General features: G+C 67.3%; 18 protein-coding genes. 11 read left to right on the forward strand and 7 right to left on the reverse strand.

Annotated elements, in window-relative coordinates:
* Nucleotides 1-339 precede the first annotated feature (339 nt).
* The 3 genes from exaC to ACS5NL_RS18210 all read right to left on the reverse strand — a co-directional run bounded on the left by exaC (nucleotide 340) and on the right by ACS5NL_RS18210 (nucleotide 3,527).
* A complete protein-coding gene (gene exaC / locus ACS5NL_RS18200; protein WP_439355362.1) occupies nucleotides 340-1,863 on the reverse strand; it encodes an acetaldehyde dehydrogenase ExaC in 1,524 nt (507 codons plus the stop codon).
* A gap of 207 nt (nucleotides 1,864-2,070) precedes the next feature.
* A complete protein-coding gene (locus ACS5NL_RS18205) occupies nucleotides 2,071-2,847 on the reverse strand; it encodes a TOBE domain-containing protein (protein WP_439355363.1) in 777 nt (258 codons plus the stop codon).
* A gap of 14 nt (nucleotides 2,848-2,861) precedes the next feature.
* Nucleotides 2,862-3,527, reverse strand: coding sequence for a class I SAM-dependent methyltransferase (locus ACS5NL_RS18210; protein ID WP_439355364.1), 666 nt, complete (start codon nucleotides 3,525-3,527; stop codon nucleotides 2,862-2,864).
* A 167-nt stretch (nucleotides 3,528-3,694) separates the two neighbouring features.
* Here ACS5NL_RS18210 and modA point away from each other — a divergent pair, with 167 nt between their 5' ends.
* The 3 genes from modA (at nucleotide 3,695) to modC (ending at nucleotide 6,322) form a co-directional block, all read left to right on the forward strand.
* Nucleotides 3,695-4,450 (forward strand): molybdate ABC transporter substrate-binding protein, encoded by a 756-nt coding sequence (gene modA, locus ACS5NL_RS18215; protein ID WP_439355366.1) that lies wholly within the window; start codon nucleotides 3,695-3,697, stop codon nucleotides 4,448-4,450.
* Nucleotides 4,451-4,544: 94 nt separating this feature from the next.
* Nucleotides 4,545-5,231, forward strand: a complete 687-nt coding sequence (modB, locus tag ACS5NL_RS18220; RefSeq protein ID WP_439355368.1) for a molybdate ABC transporter permease subunit — start codon at nucleotides 4,545-4,547, stop codon at nucleotides 5,229-5,231.
* Nucleotides 5,228-6,322: a molybdenum ABC transporter ATP-binding protein gene (modC, locus tag ACS5NL_RS18225; protein ID WP_439355370.1), complete on the forward strand. Its 1,095-nt coding sequence runs from the start codon at nucleotides 5,228-5,230 to the stop codon at nucleotides 6,320-6,322. Before modB ends, modC begins: the two co-directional genes overlap by 4 nt.
* 113 nt (nucleotides 6,323-6,435) lie before the next feature.
* On the opposite strand, the gene ACS5NL_RS18230 is transcribed toward modC, so the two are convergent.
* From ACS5NL_RS18230 to ACS5NL_RS18240, 3 genes are all read right to left on the reverse strand, one after another.
* Nucleotides 6,436-7,182, reverse strand: a complete 747-nt coding sequence (locus tag ACS5NL_RS18230) for an ABC transporter substrate-binding protein (protein WP_439355540.1) — start codon at nucleotides 7,180-7,182, stop codon at nucleotides 6,436-6,438.
* A gap of 152 nt (nucleotides 7,183-7,334) precedes the next feature.
* Nucleotides 7,335-8,084 (reverse strand): ABC transporter ATP-binding protein, encoded by a 750-nt coding sequence (locus tag ACS5NL_RS18235; RefSeq protein ID WP_439355372.1) that lies wholly within the window; start codon nucleotides 8,082-8,084, stop codon nucleotides 7,335-7,337.
* Nucleotides 8,081-8,809: an ABC transporter permease gene (locus ACS5NL_RS18240; protein ID WP_439355373.1), complete on the reverse strand. Its 729-nt coding sequence runs from the start codon at nucleotides 8,807-8,809 to the stop codon at nucleotides 8,081-8,083. The genes ACS5NL_RS18235 and ACS5NL_RS18240 overlap by 4 nt, the downstream gene beginning before the upstream one ends.
* A gap of 115 nt (nucleotides 8,810-8,924) precedes the next feature.
* Between ACS5NL_RS18240 and ACS5NL_RS18245 the strand changes: the two genes are divergently transcribed.
* The gene (locus tag ACS5NL_RS18245) at nucleotides 8,925-10,055 is read left to right on the forward strand and encodes a substrate-binding domain-containing protein (RefSeq protein ID WP_439355375.1); all 1,131 of its coding nucleotides are present in this window, start codon (nucleotides 8,925-8,927) and stop codon (nucleotides 10,053-10,055) included.
* Nucleotides 10,056-10,077: 22 nt separating this feature from the next.
* Here ACS5NL_RS18245 and coaBC read toward each other — a convergent pair whose 3' ends face one another.
* Nucleotides 10,078-11,358, reverse strand: coding sequence for a bifunctional phosphopantothenoylcysteine decarboxylase/phosphopantothenate--cysteine ligase CoaBC (gene coaBC, locus ACS5NL_RS18250; protein ID WP_439355377.1), 1,281 nt, complete (start codon nucleotides 11,356-11,358; stop codon nucleotides 10,078-10,080).
* 140 nt (nucleotides 11,359-11,498) lie between these two features.
* Here coaBC and pyrG point away from each other — a divergent pair, with 140 nt between their 5' ends.
* From pyrG to dsbD, 7 genes are all read left to right on the forward strand, one after another.
* Complete coding sequence (pyrG, locus tag ACS5NL_RS18255) at nucleotides 11,499-13,166, forward strand: CTP synthase (protein WP_439355378.1); 1,668 nt, start codon at nucleotides 11,499-11,501, stop codon at nucleotides 13,164-13,166.
* 21 nt (nucleotides 13,167-13,187) lie between these two features.
* Nucleotides 13,188-14,042 carry a 3-deoxy-8-phosphooctulonate synthase gene (kdsA, locus tag ACS5NL_RS18260; RefSeq protein ID WP_439355541.1) on the forward strand — a complete coding sequence of 285 codons (855 nt, stop codon included), beginning with the start codon at nucleotides 13,188-13,190 and terminating at the stop codon, nucleotides 14,040-14,042.
* Nucleotides 14,039-14,326: a DUF1330 domain-containing protein gene (locus ACS5NL_RS18265; RefSeq protein ID WP_439355380.1), complete on the forward strand. Its 288-nt coding sequence runs from the start codon at nucleotides 14,039-14,041 to the stop codon at nucleotides 14,324-14,326. The genes kdsA and ACS5NL_RS18265 overlap by 4 nt, the downstream gene beginning before the upstream one ends.
* A 47-nt stretch (nucleotides 14,327-14,373) precedes the next feature.
* Nucleotides 14,374-15,660, forward strand: a complete 1,287-nt coding sequence (gene eno, locus ACS5NL_RS18270) for a phosphopyruvate hydratase (RefSeq protein ID WP_411367124.1) — start codon at nucleotides 14,374-14,376, stop codon at nucleotides 15,658-15,660.
* Between the two features lie 27 nt (nucleotides 15,661-15,687).
* Nucleotides 15,688-15,972 carry an FtsB family cell division protein gene (locus ACS5NL_RS18275; RefSeq protein WP_439355381.1) on the forward strand — a complete coding sequence of 95 codons (285 nt, stop codon included), beginning with the start codon at nucleotides 15,688-15,690 and terminating at the stop codon, nucleotides 15,970-15,972.
* Nucleotides 15,973-15,980: 8 nt separating this feature from the next.
* Nucleotides 15,981-16,667, forward strand: coding sequence for an AAA family ATPase (locus ACS5NL_RS18280; protein WP_439355382.1), 687 nt, complete (start codon nucleotides 15,981-15,983; stop codon nucleotides 16,665-16,667).
* Between the two features lie 72 nt (nucleotides 16,668-16,739).
* Nucleotides 16,740-18,524 (forward strand): protein-disulfide reductase DsbD, encoded by a 1,785-nt coding sequence (gene dsbD / locus ACS5NL_RS18285; protein ID WP_439355383.1) that lies wholly within the window; start codon nucleotides 16,740-16,742, stop codon nucleotides 18,522-18,524.
* The last annotated feature ends 17 nt before the right edge of the window (nucleotides 18,525-18,541 follow it).

Here is an 18,541-nt window from a genome sequence, read left to right on the forward strand (position 1 = left end):
CGAAAACGGGCGGTGCAAACGCAGAAACTGCGTTGAATTCGCTGATTCCGAGTCGCGCTGTTTCATGTCGTGGCAAGCCGCCCGCTATCGGCTGGCGCTAAACGTGTTTTGAACACCATCCCTTGGCCTTGAGGAATTCGATCAGCTCGACCGCGGCCGGCGTGGCAATGACTTTCTCGACCATGACTGTCTCCTTGCGCAAACGGAAAACGCCGGAACGGCAAAAACCGTTCCGGCGCGAAATGCCTGAACCCAGAACGCTTTGGGCCTGGCTTTGCCAGGCCGCACCGCGTTGCCCCCTTGAGGGGGTGACGCGCCGCAGGCGCGGCGCGGGGGTGGTCAGAAGAAGCCGAGCTTTTGCTCGCTGTAGGACACCAGCAGGTTCTTGGTCTGCTGGTAGTGACCCAGCATGTCCTTGTGGTTCTCGCGGCCGATGCCCGACTCCTTGTAGCCACCGAAGGCCGCGTGCGCCGGGTAGGCGTGGTAGCAGTTGGTCCACACACGACCGGCCTTGATGGCGCGGCCCATGCGGTAGGCCACGTTGCCATTGCGGCTCCACACACCGGCGCCCAGGCCGTACAGCGTGTCGTTGGCGATGGCCAGGGCTTCGGCTTCGTCCTTGAAGGTGGTCACGGCCAGCACCGGGCCAAAGATCTCTTCCTGGAAGATGCGCATCTTGTTGTGGCCCTTGAACAGGGTCGGCTGCACGTAGTAGCCACCGTCCAGGTCACCGCCCAGCGTTGCCTGTGCACCGCCGCACAGCACTTGCGCGCCTTCCTGCTTGCCCAGGTCGAGGTACGACAGGATCTTGGTCAGTTGTTCCTTGGAAGCCTGCGCACCCATCATGGTGTCGGTGTCCAGCGGGTTGCCCTGCTTGATCGCGGCCACGCGCTTGAGCACGCGCTCCATGAACTTGTCGTAGATGCTTTCGTGGATCAGCGCGCGGCTGGGGCAGGTGCAGACCTCACCCTGGTTGAACGCGAACAGCACCAGGCCTTCGATCGCCTTGTCGAGGTACCCATCGTCCTTGTCCATCACGTCGGCAAAGAAGATGTTGGGCGACTTGCCGCCCAGTTCCAGCGTGGCGGGGATCAGGTTGTTGGCGGCGGCCTGGGCGATCACACGGCCGGTGGAGGTCGAACCGGTGAAGGCGATCTTGGCGATGCGCTTGCTGCTGGCCAGCGGCATGCCGGCTTCGCGGCCGAAACCGTTGACCACGTTCAGCACGCCCGGGGGCAGCAGGTCGGCGATCAGTTCGATCAGGATCAGCAGGCTGATGGGGGTCGACTCGGCGGGCTTGAGCACGATGCAGTTGCCGGCGCCCAGTGCCGGCGGGATCTTCCACGCGGCCATCAGGATCGGGAAGTTCCAGGGAATGATCTGGCCCACGACGCCCAGCGGCTCGTGGATGTGGTACGCCACGGTGTTCTCGTCGATCTCGGAGATGCCACCTTCCTGGGCGCGCAGGGCGCCGGCGAAGTAGCGGAAGTGGTCGATCGCCAGCGGGATGTCGGCGTTCAGGGTTTCGCGGATCGGCTTGCCGTTGTCGATGGTTTCGGCGTAGGCCAGCAGCTCGAGGTTGGCTTCCAGGCGGTCGGCGATCTTGAGCAGGATGTTCGAACGCGTGGTGGCGTCGGTCTTGCCCCACTTGTCGGCGGCGGCGTGCGCGGCGTCCAGCGCCAGCTCGACGTCTTCGGCCGTGGAGCGTGCGGCCTGGGTGTAGACCTTGCCGGTGGTCGGCGTGACCACGTCAAAGTACTGGCCCTTGACCGGAGCAACCCACTTGCCGCCAATGAAGTTGTCGTAGCGCTGCTTGTAGGCAATCTTGGCGCCTTCGGTGCCGGGAGCTGCGTAGATCGTCATGTGTCTTCCTCTGAAAGGGTGGTTGGAAAGAGAAGCCAGATCGGCTGGTCTCTCTGTTCACAACATCCGTGCCACCGGCCAGAAGCGACTCAAACTGAGACGACTGCTCTCTTTTTTGACACTTGGGTGATCCATCCGGCGCGGCGTGCGTGACACTGCGCCAGCGCGGTACGGCACCGCCGTGCATAAGTGACGGTCCGCCCGCGCTCAGCCCGCGAGACCCACCACCAGCGCCGACCCCCCCATCGAAGCCCAGGCCCTCTGCCCCTTGCGCGCCACAAACGGATGCCCGGCAAAGCCCACCCACTGACCGCCGCCGTCCAGCGCCAGCACGACTTCGTCGCGTCCCTGCCCGCGCGCCAGCCGCTCGATGCGGCCCGGCAGCACACTGTGACCGGGTGCGTCTTCCACCGCCCCCCGGCCGATGCGCACCGCCGTCGCCTTGCACAGCACCAGCACCGCCAGCCCCGCGCGCAGCCCCAGCAGGTCGGCGCTCTCGCGTGTCACGCTCGAGGTCAGCAGCGCCTGCCCGGGCGTGCGCAGCCGCACCAGCACCGTCGGGTCGCCCTGCCCCAGCGGCTCCACCGCTTCGACGTCGCACGGCAGCTGGTTGCGCATGCTCGTGCGCAGCCCCAGGCCGAACGACAGCGAAGAACCGCCGGCAAAGCGGGACAGCACCGCCTCGCGCGCCAGCGCCAGCTCGTCCGCCAGAGAAAGCAGTTGCTGCCCCTGCGGCGTGATGACCGCACCACCACCGCCCGAGCCGCCCACGGTGCGCGCCACCAGGAGCTGCCCGCTCAGGTTGCTCAGCGTGTCGATCGCCTGCCAGGCCGCCTTGTAGCTGATGCCCGCGTCGCGCGCGGCCTGCGAGATCGATCCGGTTTCGGCGACGCGGCGCAGCACCTCCAGCCGCTTGTCGCTGGGGGCGTGGCCGAGGGCGTCGGAGAGGGCGGCGTGCGACGGCGCCTTCAGGGCTGGCTTCATGGCTTGAGGCACTCTCAGGCCCGCCATGCGGGCAGGTCCTCAAAGCGCCAGACCCCCAGGTGCTTGTCCGCATAGATGCCGCCGGTGTGGTGGCAGCGTTCATCAATCAGCGAGAGGGGCTCTGGAAAATTGAAGGGCGGACGCTGCATGTTGAGCGGGCGCCACGCTCCGGTCGGAATGTCCTCGTTGCCGCGGTCGCCCACGAAGGTCGTTGCCACCAGGTACCTCGCGCCCGTGCGCCGGAGATTGGCGACCGCACGCATGACGTCTTCTTCGCAGAGGTGCACCAGGGCATCGCGAGACAACACCAGGTCGGCCGCCGGCAGACGCTGGCGAACCATGTCGCGGCAGAGGAATTGCCGGCGGGGAGAGGCCCAGCGCTTCTCGTTGTCACTGACGAGCGCCGGAACCACATCCACCCCGACATAACGATCCACCGCATCGGCCAGCGGCGCCGCCCAGTTGAAGTCGCCACACGGCACATCCAGCAGGCATCTGGTGCCCAGCGACCGCACCAGCGCGATGAGATCCGGGAGAAACTGGGCCGCACGCTCCCGCGTCGAGCCAGGCCCCGAACTCGATTCACAGTCGCCCCAGGTTCTGTTGGAATGGATGGCACCGAAGACCCGCCGCATTTCGCGGGTCTTGCTGGAAAGCGGGGGCAGATCAAAAAGAGACATCTGAATGGCTGGCGTCCGGACCTTGCGTGTGCCGACAGATTAACGCAGTCACGCGGGCGGCCCAGGCACCGCGTGGCACTGCATCCCGGGTCCACACCCGCTACACTCGCTATTCCAATTCGGGATAACGAACTCCGTCGCGTGTCCCGCCCCACACCGAGGTCACCATGCACATCCCTGCTCACCGCCTGGCCGCCCTGCTCTTCGTCACCGTCGCCCACGGCGCCACCCAGGCCGCCGAAGCCCAGGTCGCTGTCGCCGCCAACTTCGCCGAGCCGATCAGGGCGATTGCCGCGGTGCTGCAGAAAACCACCGGCCACACGCTGAAGATCTCGACCGGCGCATCGGGGGCGTTCTACACGCAGATCCGGAACGGCGCGCCGTTCGACATCTTTCTCTCGGCCGACAACGAGCGGCCCGAGCTGCTGGAGAAGGACGGGCTGGCGCAGCCGGGCACGCGCTTCACCTACGCCACCGGCAAGCTGGTGCTGTGGTCGGCCGACGCGAACAGGGTCGATGCGAAGGGCGAGGTGCTGAAGTCGGCGGCGCTGGGCAAGGTGGCCTACGCCAACCCCAAGACCGCGCCCTATGGCGCCGCGGCGGTGCAGGTGATGGAGCGGCTGGGCCTGGCGCCTTCGCTCACGCCGAAGCTGGTGCAGGGCGAGAGCATCGGGCAGACCTACAGCTTCGTGAAGACCGGCAATGCGGACGTGGGCTTCGTGGCACTGTCGCAGGTGCTCGACGGCGGCCGGCTCAAGGAGGGTTCGGTCTGGATGATCCCGCAGGCGCACTACGACCCGATCCGCCAGGACGCCGTGGTCCTGAAGAAAGGTGCTGGCAACGAGGCGGCGCAGGCGCTGGTCAAGCTGTTGCAGAGCACGAACATCAGGGACCTGATCCGCTCTTACGGCTATGACATTTGAAACACCCCCGCGCCGCTTCGCGTCACCCCCTCCAGGGGGCAACCCGTTGCGCCCCGGCCAAGCCGGTTGCGCCGGGTTCTGGACCTGAAACCCCATGCTTCTTACTCCCGACAACTGGCAAGCGCTCTGGCTGACCTTCCAGGTCGCGGCGCTGACCACGCTGATCCTCTTGCTGCTGGGCACGCCGCTGGCCTGGTGGCTGGCGCGCTCGCGCAGTTGGGTCGCGCGGCCGGTGGGTGCGCTGGTGGCGCTGCCGCTGGTGCTGCCGCCATCGGTGCTGGGCTTCTATCTGCTGGTGGCGCTCGGACCGAAGGGGCCGGTGGGCGAATGGATGCTGGCGCTGGGCCTGCCCACCCTGCCCTTCACCTTCGCCGGGCTGGTGGTGGCGTCGGTGTTCTATTCGCTGCCGTTCATGGTGCAGCCCATCTTCAACAGCATGCAGGCGCTGGGCGAGCGTCCACTCGAAGCCGCGGCCACGCTGCGCGCCTCGCCGCTGGACCGCTTCCTGCACGTGGTGCTGCCGCTGTGCCGGCCGGGTATCGTGACGGGCTGCATCATGAGCTTCGCGCACACGGTGGGCGAGTTCGGCGTGGTGCTGATGGTGGGCGGCAACATCCCGGGCGTGACGCGCGTGGTGTCGGTACAGATCTTCGACCACGTCGAGGCACTCGAATACGCCGACGCGCACCGGCTGGCCGCCGTCATGCTGGTGTTCGCGTTTGTGGTGCTGCTGGCGCTGCAGGTCTACAACGGCCGGCAGGCGCGGGGGGTCAGAGCATGAGCGACGCGCCGCTGATCCTCAAGGCACAACTCGCGCGCCAGGACTTCGCGCTCGACGTCGCGCTCGAACTGCCCGCGCACGGCATCACCGCCCTCTTCGGCCCCTCGGGCTCGGGCAAGACCACCTGCCTGCGCGTGCTCGCCGGGCTGGAACGGCAGGCGCGCGGCGCGGTGGTTGTCGACGGCCAGACCTGGCAGGACAGCGCGCGCGGCGTGTTCCTGCCCACGCACCGCCGCGCCGTCGGCTACGTGTTCCAGGAAGCCAGCCTGTTCGACCACCTCACGGTTGAGGGCAACCTGCGCTTCGGTTTCGACCGCACGCCTGCGGCCGAGCGCCGCCACGGCTGGGACCACGGGCTGGACCTGCTGGGCATCCGCCCGCTGCTGCCACGCCGCCCGCGCGAACTCTCCGGCGGCGAGCGCCAGCGCGTGGCCATCGCGCGCGCGCTCGCCACCAGCCCGCGGCTGCTGCTGATGGACGAGCCGCTGGCGGCGCTGGACGCTGCGCGCAAGGCCGAGATCCTGCCCTGGCTGGAGCAGTTGCACGAAGCGCTGGACCTGCCGGTGGTGTACGTGACCCACGCGACCGACGAGGTGGCGCGGCTGGCCGACCACGTGGTGCTGCTGGACCAGGGGCGCGTGCAGGCCCAGGGTGCGCTGACGGAGGTGCTGACCCGCACCGACCTGCCGCTCTCGCGCGGCGACGCCGCCGTGTCGGTGATCGTGGCGAAGGCCAGCGGCTACTCGCCAGAGGACCAGCTGCAGGTGCTCGATTTCGACGGCGGCCAGCTGATGCTGCCCCGGGCGCGGCAGCAACGTCTCGCGACCGGCACGCGGGTGCGGCTGCACATCCAGGCACGCGACGTGAGTCTGTCTCTGTTGAAACCGGAGCAGACCAGCGTGCTCAACGTGCTGCCCTGCACCGTGGTGCAGGTGGTGGACGACGCCCCCGGCCAGGTGCTGGTGAGCCTGCGACCCGGGGACGACACCCAACTGCTCTCACGCATCAGCCACCTCTCCGCCCGCCGGCTTGGCATTGCACCAGGCCTGCGGGTCTACGCCCAGATCAAGGGCGTGGCGATGGTGCGCTGAAGGCCTGCGCGTCCGGCGCGAGGTGCCTGATCCAGAGGTGCGGTGGAACCGGCTTCGCCGGGCCACTCGCGCCGTCCCCCTGGGGGGAAGACGCGAAGCGGCGCAGGGGGGCATCACTTGCTAGCGTTGGGGAAAAACAGCTGCTCGCCGCCGATCTTGTAGTCGGCGATCACCTTCTGGCCAGCGGCGCCGGTCACCCAGTCGACAAACTTCTGGCCTTCAGCGGCCTTGACGTTCGGGAACTTGGCCGGGCTCACCAGCATGACGCCGTACTGGTTGAACAGGCGCTTGTCGCCCTCGACCAGCACCGCCAGATCGGCGCGGTTCTTGAAGTTCAGCCAGGTGCCGCGGTCGGCCAGCACATAGCCGCCGGTCGAGGCCGCCATGTTCAGCGCCGGGCCCATGCCGCAACCGCACTCCTTGTAGCCGCTGCCCTTGGCGGCTTCGTTGTCGGTCATCTTCCAGAAACGCAGCTCGGCCGCGTGCGTGCCGCTCTTGTCGCCGCGCGAGACGAAGGGCGCATTGCCGGCGGACAGCTTCTTGAAGGCGGCCACGATGTCGTTGCCCTTGGTGGCGGCCGGATCGGCCTTGGGCCCGACCAGGATGAAGTCGTTGTACATGACCTCGAAGCGCTTGGCCGCGAAGCCGTCGGCGACGAACTTCTCTTCGGCCGGCTTGTCGTGCACGAACAGCACATCGGCGTCGCCGCGGCGCGCCATGTCGATGGCCTGGCCGGTGCCCAGCGCCACCACCTTGACGTCGATGCCGGAGGCCTTCTTGAACTCGGGCAGCAGGTGCGCGAACAGGCCCGACTGTTCGGTCGAGGTGGTCGAGGCAATCACGATGCTGGATTGCGCCATTGCAGCGGTGCTGACCAGCAATCCGGTCGCGAAGGCCGCCACGAGCGAAGCTGCCCGAACCAGGGCTGCGCCGGGCCGGCTTTGCCGGACGGCCAGTGCCGCCCCCTTGAGGGGGTCGCGCGCAGCGCGGCAGGGGTGATTCATCTGATTTTTCATGCGGTTTCTCCTTTGACAAAAGCACTGGCCTGCGGGAAGCGGGCTTCCAGCAGGGACTGATCGAAAAACTGGAGCACCGGCAGGTCGGCGAGCACCTGGCCCTGCTCCATGTAGATGACGCGGCTGGCCAGTCGCTTGACCTGGCCCAGGTTGTGGCTGGCGAACACCAGCGTGGGCGCGGGCCGGCCGGTGGGCGCGGGCTCGGACGCGAAGTCGGCGATCAGGGCTTCGACATCGCGCTTGGCGTGCGGGTCCAGGCTCGCGGTGGGCTCGTCGAGCAGCCACACGTCGGGCCGCAGCGCCCAGGCCCGCGCCAGCGCCAGCCGTTGCTGCTGGCCACCGGACAGCGCACGGCCGTTGCGCTCGGCCAGGTGCGCCAGCTGCACGCGCTCCATCGCCTCGGCGGCCCGCGCACCGGTCTGCGCCCAAGGCACACCGGACAGCCACAGCCCCAGCTGCAGGTTGCGCCGCACCGACATGCGCAGCATGTGTGGCCGCTGGAACAGCATCGCCAGCCGCACGCCCGGCGCGCACACCAGTTCGCCGCCGCTCAGTGGCAACAGGCCGTGCAGCGTGCGCAGCAACGTGCTCTTGCCGCAACCGTTGGGCCCGACCAGCGCCACCCGCTCGCCGGCCTTCACCTGCAGCGCCATGCCACGCAGGGCTTCGACCTGCGCGGCCGGGCCGAGGCTGACGTTCACGTCCCGCAGCGCCAGCACGACGCTGCTCACCATCGACGCGCTCATGTCGTGGCCATCCGCAGATCCCCACCATCGAGGTGTTCGCGCCAGCGCCGCAGCAGCGACACCGCGGTGTTGAGCGCCAGCACCACCATCAGCAGCACGATGCCCAGACCGAGCGCCAGCGGCAGGTCGCCCTTGCTGGTTTCCAGCGCGATCGCCGTGGTCATGACGCGTGTGAAGCCGTCGATGTTGCCGCCGACGATCATCACCGCGCCGACCTCGGAAACCGCTCGGCCGAATGCCGTGATCAGCACCGTGAGCAACGCATAGCGCTCATCCCAGGCCATCAGCAGGCTGCGCAGGCCGGTGCGCGCGCCCAGCGAGGTCAGCTGCTCGCCGTGCTGCCGGTCGGCGTCCTCGACCACCTGGCGCGTCAGCGCCGTCACCAGCGGCAGCACCAGGATCGACTGCGCCACCACCATGGCCTTGAAGCTGAACAGCCAGCCGAGAAACCCCAGCGGACCCGAGCGCGACAGCAGCAGGTAGATCACCAGACCCACCACCACCGAAGGGATCGCCAGAAAGGTGTTGAGCAGCGTCAGCAGCGCCGGGCGGCCCGGAAAACGCGCAACCGCCAGCCAGGCCCCCAGCAGCAGCCCCAGGCTGCAGGCCAGCAGGCAGGCGGTGGCGCTCACCGACAGCGAGCGCAGCACGATGGCCCAAAGGGCCGCATCTCCGGAGACGATGAGTTGCAGCGCTGTGGCCGCGCTGTCGGAAAACGTGTTCATAGGTTCTCTTGAGCTTAAGCGACGCGGGACCCGCCATTTCTCGGGACACACCATGTATGAAGACCATTTCATAAGCATCGATGACGTGTCCTTCCGGCTTTGGCACACTCGCTCGATGCGAAAGATTCAGCTGTCCTATTCGATCACCCAGCAACGCGCCAGCGGCCCCGCTCTCGGGGCGGCACTGCTGCGCAATCCCCTGATCGACATGCTGCAGGCCGTGCGCAACCAGGGTTCGATTTCCGGCGCGGCGCGACTGATCGGCTTGTCCTACCGTCACGTGTGGGGACAACTCAAGGAATGGGAGCAGGAACTGGGCCAGCCGCTGATCCTCTGGGAACGTGGTCAGGCGGCGCAACTCAGCCCTTTTGGTCAGCGCCTGCTGATGGCCGAGCGGCTGGCGCAGGCCCGGCTGGGCCCGCAGACCGAAGCGCTGCGTGCCGAGCTGGAACGGGCCTTTGCCCTGGCCTTCGAGGACAGCGAAGCCGCGCCCAGCGACCTGCTCACGCTCTACGCGAGCCACGACCACGCGCTGACCGTGCTGCAGGAAGTGGCCGCCGGCATGACGCCGGCCAAGCTGCCGTCGCGCCCGAACCTGCATCTGGACATCCGGTTCACCGGCAGCGTGGACGCGATCCGCGCCCTCAACGAAGGGCGTTGCCAACTGGCGGCGTTCCACACCCAGCCGTTCGCGGCCGCCGGCAGCCTCAGCGCCCGCACCTACCGCCCGCTGCTCAAGCCCGGCACCCACAAGATCATCGGTTTCGCACGCCGTGCGCAAGGCCTGATGGTTGCGCCGGGCAATCCGCTGCGGCTCAACGAACTGCGCGACGTGATCGCCACCCGGGCGCGTTTCGTCAACCGTTCCCGTGGCACCGGCACGCGGCTGCTGCTCGATGAACTGCTGGCGCAGGGCGGTCTGGCGGCCGGGGCCCTGCAGGGCTACGACCGCGACGAAGCCTCACACGCCGCCGTGGCGCAGGCGATCGCCGCCGGCGAAGCCGACGTCGGCCTGGGCACGCTGTACGCGGCGCGCGACTACGGACTGGGTTTCGTGCCGCTGACCGACGAGCGCTACCTGCTGGTGAGTCTGAAGTCCGCGCTGGAACAGCCGGCGATGCTCAAGCTGCTGGCCCTGCTGCGCAGCCGCGCCTGGCAGGACACGCTCAACGCCCTGCCCGGTTATGCCACCGACCACTGCGGCGAGGTGGCCGCGATGAAGCGGCTGCTGCCCTGGTGGGATTGATGGTTTCCGGCCGCGGCCGGATTCAGGCGGTCACCGGAGCGACCGGAGCCGCGGGCGCCTGCACCGGCAGCGGCGAAGGGTTGGGCAGCCGGCGCGCGATCTCGGCCACCAGCTGACGCGCCAGGTCCAGCTTCGAGGCCCGCGGCAGCTCGGCGCTGCCCTGGTCGTCGATCAGCAGCAGTGCGTTGTCGTCCTGACCGAAGGTGTCCGGACCGATGTTGCCCACCAGCAGCGGCACGCCCTTGCGCACGCGCTTGGCCTGCGCGTGGGCCAGCAGGTCTTCGCTTTCGGCGGCAAAGCCGACGCAGTACAGCGACTTGTTCAGGGCGCGCGGGCTGTTGGCAATGCCGCTGAGGATGTCGGGGTTCTCGACAAAAGTCAGCGGCGGCACCTGCCCGGTGCCGTCCTTCTTGATCTTCTGCACCGCCGATTCGGCCGGACGCCAGTCGGCGACCGCCGCCGCTGAGATGAAGACCGTCGCGTTCTGGCTCAGCACGTTGAGGGTCTTCTGCATGTTCAGCGCGGTCTTGACGTTGATGCGCCCGACCCCGCGCGGCGTGGCCAGGCTGACCGGGCCGGCGACCAGCGTCACGTTGGCCCCCGCCTCGTGGGCCGCACGGGCAATGGCAAAACCCATCTTGCCGCTGGAAAGATTGGTGATGCCACGCACCGGATCGATCGCTTCGAAGGTGGGACCGGCGCTGACCAGCACATGCTGCCCCGCCAGCAGCTTGGGCGTGAAGAAGCGAATCAGCTCGTACAGCAGTTCGTCGGGTTCGAGCATGCGGCCGTCGCCCGTCTCGCCACAGGCCTGCTCGCCGATGCCCACGTCCAGCACGGTCGCGCCGTCGGTGCGCAGCTGCGCCACATTGCGCTGCGTGGCCGGGTGGGCCCACATCTCGCGGTTCATGGCCGGTGCCAGGATCAGCGGCACCCTCTCCAGCGGGCGGGCCAGGCACATCAGGCTCAGCAAGTCGTCGGCCCGGCCGTGCAGCAGCTTGGCCATGAAATCGGCGCTGGCGGGCGCGATCACGATGGCGTCGGCGTCGCGGCTGAGGTTGATGTGGGGCATGTTGTTGTCCACACCCGCCGCGCTGCGGTCGTCCCACTGGGAAGAAAACACCGGGCGTCCCGACAGCGCCTGCATGGTCACCGGCGTGATGAACTGGCCGGCCGCCTCGGTCATCACGACCTGCACCGTCGCACCGGCCTTGATCAGGGTGCGACAGAATTCGGCCGCCTTGTAGCAGGCAATGCCGCCCGACAGACCGAGGACGATGTGTTTTCCGGAGAGCTCGTTCATGGGAGGGCAATGTATCAGGTGGATACGAATTTCTACACCAAAAACCGGAGCCCGGAAGGTTCCCGGGCGGTGGGTGGACCGGGGGGTGCCGCCTATAATCGGCATTTCCACCTCCTGCGAGCTAACGGCTCGCCCGAGACATGACCAAATTCGTGTTCGTCACCGGCGGTGTGGTGTCCTCCCTCGGCAAGGGCATTGCTTCTGCTTCCTTGGCTGCGATCCTTGAATCGCGCGGCCTCAAAGTCACCCTCATCAAGCTCGACCCGTACATCAACGTGGACCCGGGCACCATGTCGCCGTTCCAGCACGGCGAGGTGTTCGTCACCGACGACGGTGCCGAAACCGACCTGGACCTTGGTCACTATGAGCGTTTCATCGAAACGCGCATGAAGAAGACCAACAACTTCACCACCGGCAAGATCTACCAGTCGGTGCTGGAGAAGGAACGCCGCGGCGACTACCTCGGCAAGACGGTGCAGGTCATTCCTCACGTCACCAACGAGATCCAGGAATTCATCAAGCGCGGCGCCGGCATCGGCACCCCCGACGCGGTGGACGTGGCCATCGTCGAGATCGGCGGCACGGTGGGCGACATCGAGTCCCTGCCCTTCCTCGAGGCCGTGCGCCAGATGAGCCTGCGCATGGGCCCGAATAACTCGGCCTTCGTGCACCTGACCTACCTGCCGTGGATCGCCGCGGCCGGCGAACTCAAGACCAAGCCGACCCAGCACACGGTGCAGAAGCTGCGCGAGATCGGCATTTCGGCCGACGCCCTGCTGTGCCGCGCCGACCGCCGCATTCCCGAAGAGGAACGCGCCAAGATCTCGCTGTTCACCAACGTGCCCGAATGGGGCGTGATCAGCATGTGGGACGTGGACACCATCTACAAGGTGCCGCGCATGCTGCACGAGCAGGGCCTGGACGGCCTGATCTGCGACAAGCTGCGCCTGAACACGCCGCCCACCAGCCTCAAGCGCTGGGACGATCTGGTCTACGAGACCGAGCACCCGCAAGGTGAAGTCAGGATCGCCATGGTCGGCAAGTACGTCGACCTGTCGGACAGCTACAAGTCGGTCAACGAGGCCCTGCGCCACGCCGGCATGCGCAACCATGTGCGCGTCAAGATCGACCACGTCGATTCCGAGACCATGGAAGGCGCCGACGCCGCCCAGAAGCTGGCGCAGTACGACGCGATCCTCGTGCCCGGCGGCTTCGGCCAGCGCGGCGTGGAAGGCAAGATCAACACCGCCCGCTTCGCCCGCGAGCACAAGGTGCCGTACCTGGGCATCTGCCTGGGCATGCAGGTCGCGACCATCGAATACGCGCGCCACGTGGCCGGCCTCGAAGGCGCCAACAGCACCGAGTTCGACGCGGCCTGCCAGCACCCGGTGATCGCGCTGATCGAGGAGTGGAAAGACGCCGACGGCAGCATCCAGAAACGCGACGCCAGCTCCGACCTCGGCGGCACCATGCGCCTGGGTGCCCAGAGCTCCGACGTGGCCAAGGACACCCTGGCCCACAGCATCTACGGCGACGTCGTGACCGAGCGCCACCGCCACCGCTACGAAGCCAACGTGAACTACCTCGACCAGCTGCGCAAGGCGGGTCTGGTGATCTCGGCGCTGACGCAGCGCGAGCAGCTGACCGAGATCGTCGAGCTGCCCAAGGCCGTGCACCCCTGGTTCATCGGCGTGCAGTTCCACCCCGAGTTCAAGTCCACCCCGTGGAACGGCCATCCGCTGTTCAACGCGTTCATCAAGGCCGCGGTGGAGCACCACGGTCGCCAGAAACTCAAGGCCGTGGCCTGATCGGCTGAGCGTCCCATGCCCATGCAACTCTGCGGATTCGACGTCGGCCTCGACAAGCGCTTTTTCCTGATCGCGGGCACCTGCTCGATCGAGGGGCTGCAGATGTCCCTGGACGTCGCCGGCCAGCTCAAGGAAATCTGCTCGGCGCTGGGCATTCCGCTGATCTACAAGGGCTCGTTCGACAAGGCCAACCGCTCGTCGGGCACCAGCCAGCGCGGTGTCGGCATCGACGCCGGCCTGAAGATCCTCGATGAAGTGCGCCGGCAACTGGGTCTCCCCGTCCTGACCGACGTACACGACGAAGCCCAGGTGGCCGATGTCGCGAGCGTCGTGGACGTGCTGCAGACCCCGGCCTTCCTCTGCCGCCAGACCGATTTCATCCGCGCGGTGGCCCAGTCGGGCAAGCCGGTGAACATCAAGAAGGGCCAGTTCCTCGCGCCCTGGGACATGAAGAACGTGATCGACAAGGCCCGCGCCGCCGCCAAGGACGCCGGCCTGTCGGAAGACCGCTTCCTGGCCTGCGAACGCGGCGTGAGCTTTGGCTACAACAACCTCGTGGCCGACATGACCAGCCTGGCCGAGATGCGCAAGTCCGGCGCGCCGGTGGTGTTCGACGTGACCCATTCGGTGCAGAAGCCTGGTGGACTCGGCTCAGTCAGCGGCGGCGCCCGCGAGATGGTGCCGGTGCTGGCCCGTGCCGGCGTCGCCGCGGGTGTGGCTGGCCTGTTCATGGAAACCCACCCCAAGCCGGCCGAGGCCTGGTCCGACGGACCCAACGCCGTGCCGCTGGGCCGCATGAAGGCGCTGCTGGAAACCCTGGTGGCCCTGGATTCCGTAACCAAAACAAACCCGCTGCTGGAGAACGATTTCCAATGAGCGGGTACATCATTGCGGACGTGACCGTCACCGACGAAGCGCAGATGAAGGTCTACCGCGAGTGGAGCACGCGCGCCATGCAGCAGTTCGGCGCCGAGGTGCTGGTGCGCGGTGGCCGCGTCGAGCCGCTCGAAGGCGACTGGAACCCGCAACGGGTCGTGGTGCTGAAGTTCCGGGACCTCGCCACCGCGCAGGCCTATTACCGCTCCGAGACCTACACCCATGCGCGCACGCTGCGTGAGGGTGCGGGCTCGATCCGCATGTTTGCTGTCGAGGGCGCGTGAGCGCCTTCCCCTGTTTTCTTGTTTGACTTGTTCCAAAGGTAGAAAAGATGAGTGCAATCGTTGATATCGTCGGCCGCGAAGTCCTGGACAGCCGTGGCAACCCCACCGTCGAATGCGACGTGCTGCTGGAATCGGGCGTGATGGGCCGTGCGGCCGTGCCCTCCGGCGCCTCCACCGGCTCGCGCGAAGCCATCGAACTGCGCGACGGCGACAAGAAGCGCTACCTGGGCAAGGGCGTGCTCAAGGCCGTTGAAAACATCAACACCGAAATCAGCGAAGCCGTGCTGGGCCTGGACGCCTCCGAGCAGGCCTTCCTGGACAAGACCCTGATCGACCTCGACGGCACCGAGAACAAGGGCCGCCTGGGCGCCAACGCCATGCTGGCCGTGTCGATGGCCGTGGCCCGTGCCGCGGCCGAAGAAGCCGGCCTGCCGCTGTACCGCTACTTCGGCGGCATGAGCGCGGTGCAGATGCCCGTGCCGATGATGAACATCATCAACGGCGGCGCGCACGCCAACAACTCGCTCGACCTGCAAGAGCTGATGATCATCCCCGTGGGCGCTCCATCGTTCCGCGAAGCCCTGCGCTGGGGTGCCGAGGTGTTCCACGCGCTCAAGGCCATCCTGCACGACAAGCACATCAGCACCGCCGTCGGCGACGAGGGCGGTTTTGCCCCGTCGGTCGAGAACCACGAAGCCGCGCTGCAACTGATCCTGCAGGCCATCGACAAGGCCGGCTACACCGCCGGTGAACAGATCGCCCTGGGCCTGGACTGCGCCGCCAGCGAGTTCTACAAGGACGGCAAGTACGTGCTCGAAGGCGAAGGCGGCATCGCGCTGACGGCCGAGCAGTGGACCGACATGCTGGCCACCTGGGCCGACAAGTACCCCATCATCTCGATCGAAGACGGCATGGCCGAAGGCGACTGGGACGGCTGGAAGGTGCTGACCGAGCGCCTGGGCAAGAAGGTGCAGCTGGTGGGCGATGACCTGTACGTCACCAACACCAAGATCCTGAAAGAAGGCATCGACAAGGGCATCGCCAACTCGATCCTGATCAAGATCAACCAGATCGGCACCCTGACCGAGACCTTCGCCGCCATCGAGATGGCCAAGCGCGCCGGCTACACCGCCGTGATCTCGCACCGCTCGGGCGAAACCGAAGACAGCACCATCTCCGACATCGCGGTGGGCACCAACGCCGGCCAGATCAAGACCGGTTCGCTGTCGCGCTCGGACCGCATGGCCAAGTACAACCAGCTGCTGCGCATCGAGGAAGACCTGGGCGACGTGGCCGTCTACCCCGGCCGCGCTGCGTTCTACAACCTCAAGTGAAGCCCTGCTGAGCGCTAAACTCCGCCCATGGCAAACCGCTTCGTCCCCGGCCTCCTGATCACGCTGCTGCTCGTCGTGCACGCGCAGCTGTGGTTTGGCCGGGGCAGCGTGCCCCAGGTGTCGCGCATGAAGGCCGAACTGGCGCTGCTCGAATCGGTCAACCGGCAGGCCCAGTGGCGCAACGACCGCCTGGCCAACGAAGTGCGCGACCTGCACGAAGGGCTGGGCATGGTCGAAGAGATGGCCCGTCAGGATCTGGGCATGGTCCGGCCCAACGAGATCTTCGTCCAGATCGCCCACAAGAAGCCCTGAGCGAGGCCGTGGCACTGGTTGTCACGCTGCTCGGCGGCGAATCCACCGGCAAGACCACGCTTGCGCACGCCCTGTGCGCCCAGCTTGCAGCGCGAGGTCTGTCCACCCTCCTGGTTTCCGAACACCTGCGCCACTGGTGCGAGGCGCATGGCCGCGCGCCCCGTGCCGACGAACAGGCCGACCTGGCCCGCGAACAGGCCCGGCGGATCGACGATGCGGCCCGCCAGGCGTCCCCGCAGATCGTGATCGCCGACACCGCCCCGCTGGTGATCGCAGCATACAGCGAGCTGTACTTCAATGACGGTTCACTGCTGCCCGATGCCCTGCGCTGGCAGCAAACCGTCGGTCTGACACTGCTCATGGGACTGGACCTGCCCTGGGTGTCGGACGGGTTCTTTCGCGACAGCCCGGCGGTGCGGGACGCCACCGACGCGGTGCTGCGGCGCGAGCTGCAGTCTGCCGGCCTGCCGTTCCAGACGGTCTATGGCCAGGGAAAAGCCCGCGAACAGCAGGCACTGCGCGCCATCGGTCGTGCACTCGGCCCCGCTCTCGGCCGCGACCTGCTGGCCAGCGATCCCGACTGGGCGTCAGGCCGCCGCCCCTGGAGCTGCGAGAAGTGCAGCGACCCCGGATGCGAACACCGGCTGTTCAGCGCCCTGCTCGCGCGTGGTGCCGGCAACAGTTCGACACACTGAGATTTCTTAAATTTGGGATTAATTCCCAAATCATGATCCAATAGCGGCCTTGCCACCCCACGGAGAGCCGCCATGCGCGTTCGGTCACGTGGCTGGACATTGCGCCTGCTCGGCGCCCTGTTCGGCCTGTTTGCCCTGTCTGGATCTGTCCTTGCCGAGGACTTCCTGCCGCCCGAGCAGGCCTTTGTCCTGACGACCACACCACAGCCGGACCAGACCGTCCGCGTGCACTGGCAGGTGGCGCCCGGTTACCACCTCTACCGCGACCGGATCTCCTTCCAGGGCGAAGGACCGGCGACCGAATGGAAGGCCGTCGCCCTGCCGAAGGCCAAGGAGGTTTTCGACAGCAACTTCAACCGTTCGATGGCGGTCTACACGGCTCCGGTGGACATCGACGTGCGCCTGGTCCGCGGCACCAGCCGCAGCCTGACCATTGGCTGGCAGGGGTGTGCCGACGACGGCCTGTGTTACCCGCCCGAGTCGCGCGAACTGAAGCTGGAAGCGGCTTACACCGCCAGGCCCGCGGCGGCGGCCACCCCAGACGACGGCAACAACGCAATCGCCCGCGCTCTGGCTTCGGGCAGCCTGCTCAAGGTGGCCGGTGCTTTCCTCGTGGCGGGGCTGCTGCTGGCCTTCACGCCCTGTGTGTTGCCAATGGTGCCCATCCTCTCGTCATTGATCGCCGGCCAGGGCGCTCCCGTGGGACGCGCCAGGGGCTTTCTGCTGTCGCTCTCGTATTCGGTTGGCATGGCCTTGGTCTACGCAGCGTTTGGCGTGGCCGCCGGGCTGGCCGGCGAAGGGCTGGCCGCCTTCCTGCAGAACCCCTGGGTGCTGGGTGCCTTCGCGGTCCTGCTCAGCGCGATGGCGCTGTCGATGTTCGGCGTGTACGAATTGCAGATGCCCAGTTTTGTCCAGACCCGCGCCACCCAGTGGTCCAACCGCTTTTCAGGTGGTTCCTTCATCGGCGTGTTCCTGATGGGTGGCGTGTCGGCGCTGGTCGTGGGGCCTTGCGTGGCGGCGCCGCTGGCGGGTGCGCTGGTCTACATCAGCCAGACCAAGGACGTCGTGATGGGCGGTGTTGCGCTGTTCGTGATGGCCATGGGCATGAGCGTGCCGCTGTTGCTGGTCGGGCTGTCGGCCGGCAGCCTGTTGCCCCGCGCGGGCACCTGGATGGAACAGGTCAAGAAGGTCTTTGGCATGGTGCTGTTCGGCGTCGCCATCTGGCTGGTTTCGCCGGTGCTTCCGCCGTCGGTGCACATGCTGCTGTGGGCGGCCTGGGCACTGGCGGGCGCCGCGCTGCTGGGCCTGTTCGGTCACCATCCGGACCGCCATGCCACCCGCCCGGCGGCACGGGCTGTTGCCGTCGCCCTTGGCGGCATCGCGGCCATCCTGCTCGTTGGTGCCGCATCCGGCGGCAACTCGGTGCTGCAGCCGCTGGCCCATCTGCGGCCCGGCAACGGCACCGGATCGGCCACCGCCACCGAAGCCAGCCTGCCGTTCCAGCGCATCAAGGACCTGCGCGAACTCGACGCGACGCTGGCCAAGGCGGGCCAGGAAGGTCAGCGCGTGATGCTCGATTTCTACGCCGACTGGTGCGTCGCGTGCAAGGAATTCGAGACCCTGACCTTCAGCCAGCCGGAGGTCCGCCAGCGTCTGTCGCCGGTCAAGCTGCTGCAGGTGGACGTCACCGCCAACAACAGCGCCGACCGGGAACTGCTCAAGCGCTACGGCCTGTTCGGTCCGCCGGGCGTGCTCTTTTTCAACCCGTCCAGGACCGACGGTGTTGTGCACAAGGTCATCGGTTTCCAGAACGCCCAGGCGTTCCAGGCCAGTCTGGACCGTGCCCTGACGCCCTGACGCCCTGACGCCGGGGC

This window comes from Hydrogenophaga sedimenti, from assembly GCF_051857515.1.
Taxonomy (GTDB): Bacteria; Pseudomonadota; Gammaproteobacteria; order Burkholderiales; family Burkholderiaceae_C; genus Hydrogenophaga.

What these genes read in the sequence shown, in the direction of transcription:
- exaC (WP_439355362.1), bottom strand. Translation starts at nt 1,863, where the DNA reads ATGACGATCTACGCAGCTCCCGGCACCGAAGGCGCCAAGATTGCCTAC.
- ACS5NL_RS18205 (WP_439355363.1), bottom strand. Translation starts at nt 2,847, where the DNA reads ATGAAGCCAGCCCTGAAGGCGCCGTCGCACGCCGCCCTCTCCGACGCC.
- ACS5NL_RS18210 (WP_439355364.1), bottom strand. Translation starts at nt 3,527, where the DNA reads ATGTCTCTTTTTGATCTGCCCCCGCTTTCCAGCAAGACCCGCGAAATG.
- modA (WP_439355366.1), top strand. Translation starts at nt 3,695, where the DNA reads ATGCACATCCCTGCTCACCGCCTGGCCGCCCTGCTCTTCGTCACCGTC.
- modB (WP_439355368.1), top strand. Translation starts at nt 4,545, where the DNA reads ATGCTTCTTACTCCCGACAACTGGCAAGCGCTCTGGCTGACCTTCCAG.
- modC (WP_439355370.1), top strand. Translation starts at nt 5,228, where the DNA reads ATGAGCGACGCGCCGCTGATCCTCAAGGCACAACTCGCGCGCCAGGAC.
- ACS5NL_RS18230 (WP_439355540.1), bottom strand. Translation starts at nt 7,182, where the DNA reads ATGGCGCAATCCAGCATCGTGATTGCCTCGACCACCTCGACCGAACAG.
- ACS5NL_RS18235 (WP_439355372.1), bottom strand. Translation starts at nt 8,084, where the DNA reads ATGAGCGCGTCGATGGTGAGCAGCGTCGTGCTGGCGCTGCGGGACGTG.
- ACS5NL_RS18240 (WP_439355373.1), bottom strand. Translation starts at nt 8,809, where the DNA reads ATGAACACGTTTTCCGACAGCGCGGCCACAGCGCTGCAACTCATCGTC.
- ACS5NL_RS18245 (WP_439355375.1), top strand. Translation starts at nt 8,925, where the DNA reads ATGCGAAAGATTCAGCTGTCCTATTCGATCACCCAGCAACGCGCCAGC.
- coaBC (WP_439355377.1), bottom strand. Translation starts at nt 11,358, where the DNA reads ATGAACGAGCTCTCCGGAAAACACATCGTCCTCGGTCTGTCGGGCGGC.
- pyrG (WP_439355378.1), top strand. Translation starts at nt 11,499, where the DNA reads ATGACCAAATTCGTGTTCGTCACCGGCGGTGTGGTGTCCTCCCTCGGC.
- kdsA (WP_439355541.1), top strand. Translation starts at nt 13,188, where the DNA reads ATGCAACTCTGCGGATTCGACGTCGGCCTCGACAAGCGCTTTTTCCTG.
- ACS5NL_RS18265 (WP_439355380.1), top strand. Translation starts at nt 14,039, where the DNA reads ATGAGCGGGTACATCATTGCGGACGTGACCGTCACCGACGAAGCGCAG.
- eno (WP_411367124.1), top strand. Translation starts at nt 14,374, where the DNA reads ATGAGTGCAATCGTTGATATCGTCGGCCGCGAAGTCCTGGACAGCCGT.
- ACS5NL_RS18275 (WP_439355381.1), top strand. Translation starts at nt 15,688, where the DNA reads ATGGCAAACCGCTTCGTCCCCGGCCTCCTGATCACGCTGCTGCTCGTC.
- dsbD (WP_439355383.1), top strand. Translation starts at nt 16,740, where the DNA reads ATGCGCGTTCGGTCACGTGGCTGGACATTGCGCCTGCTCGGCGCCCTG.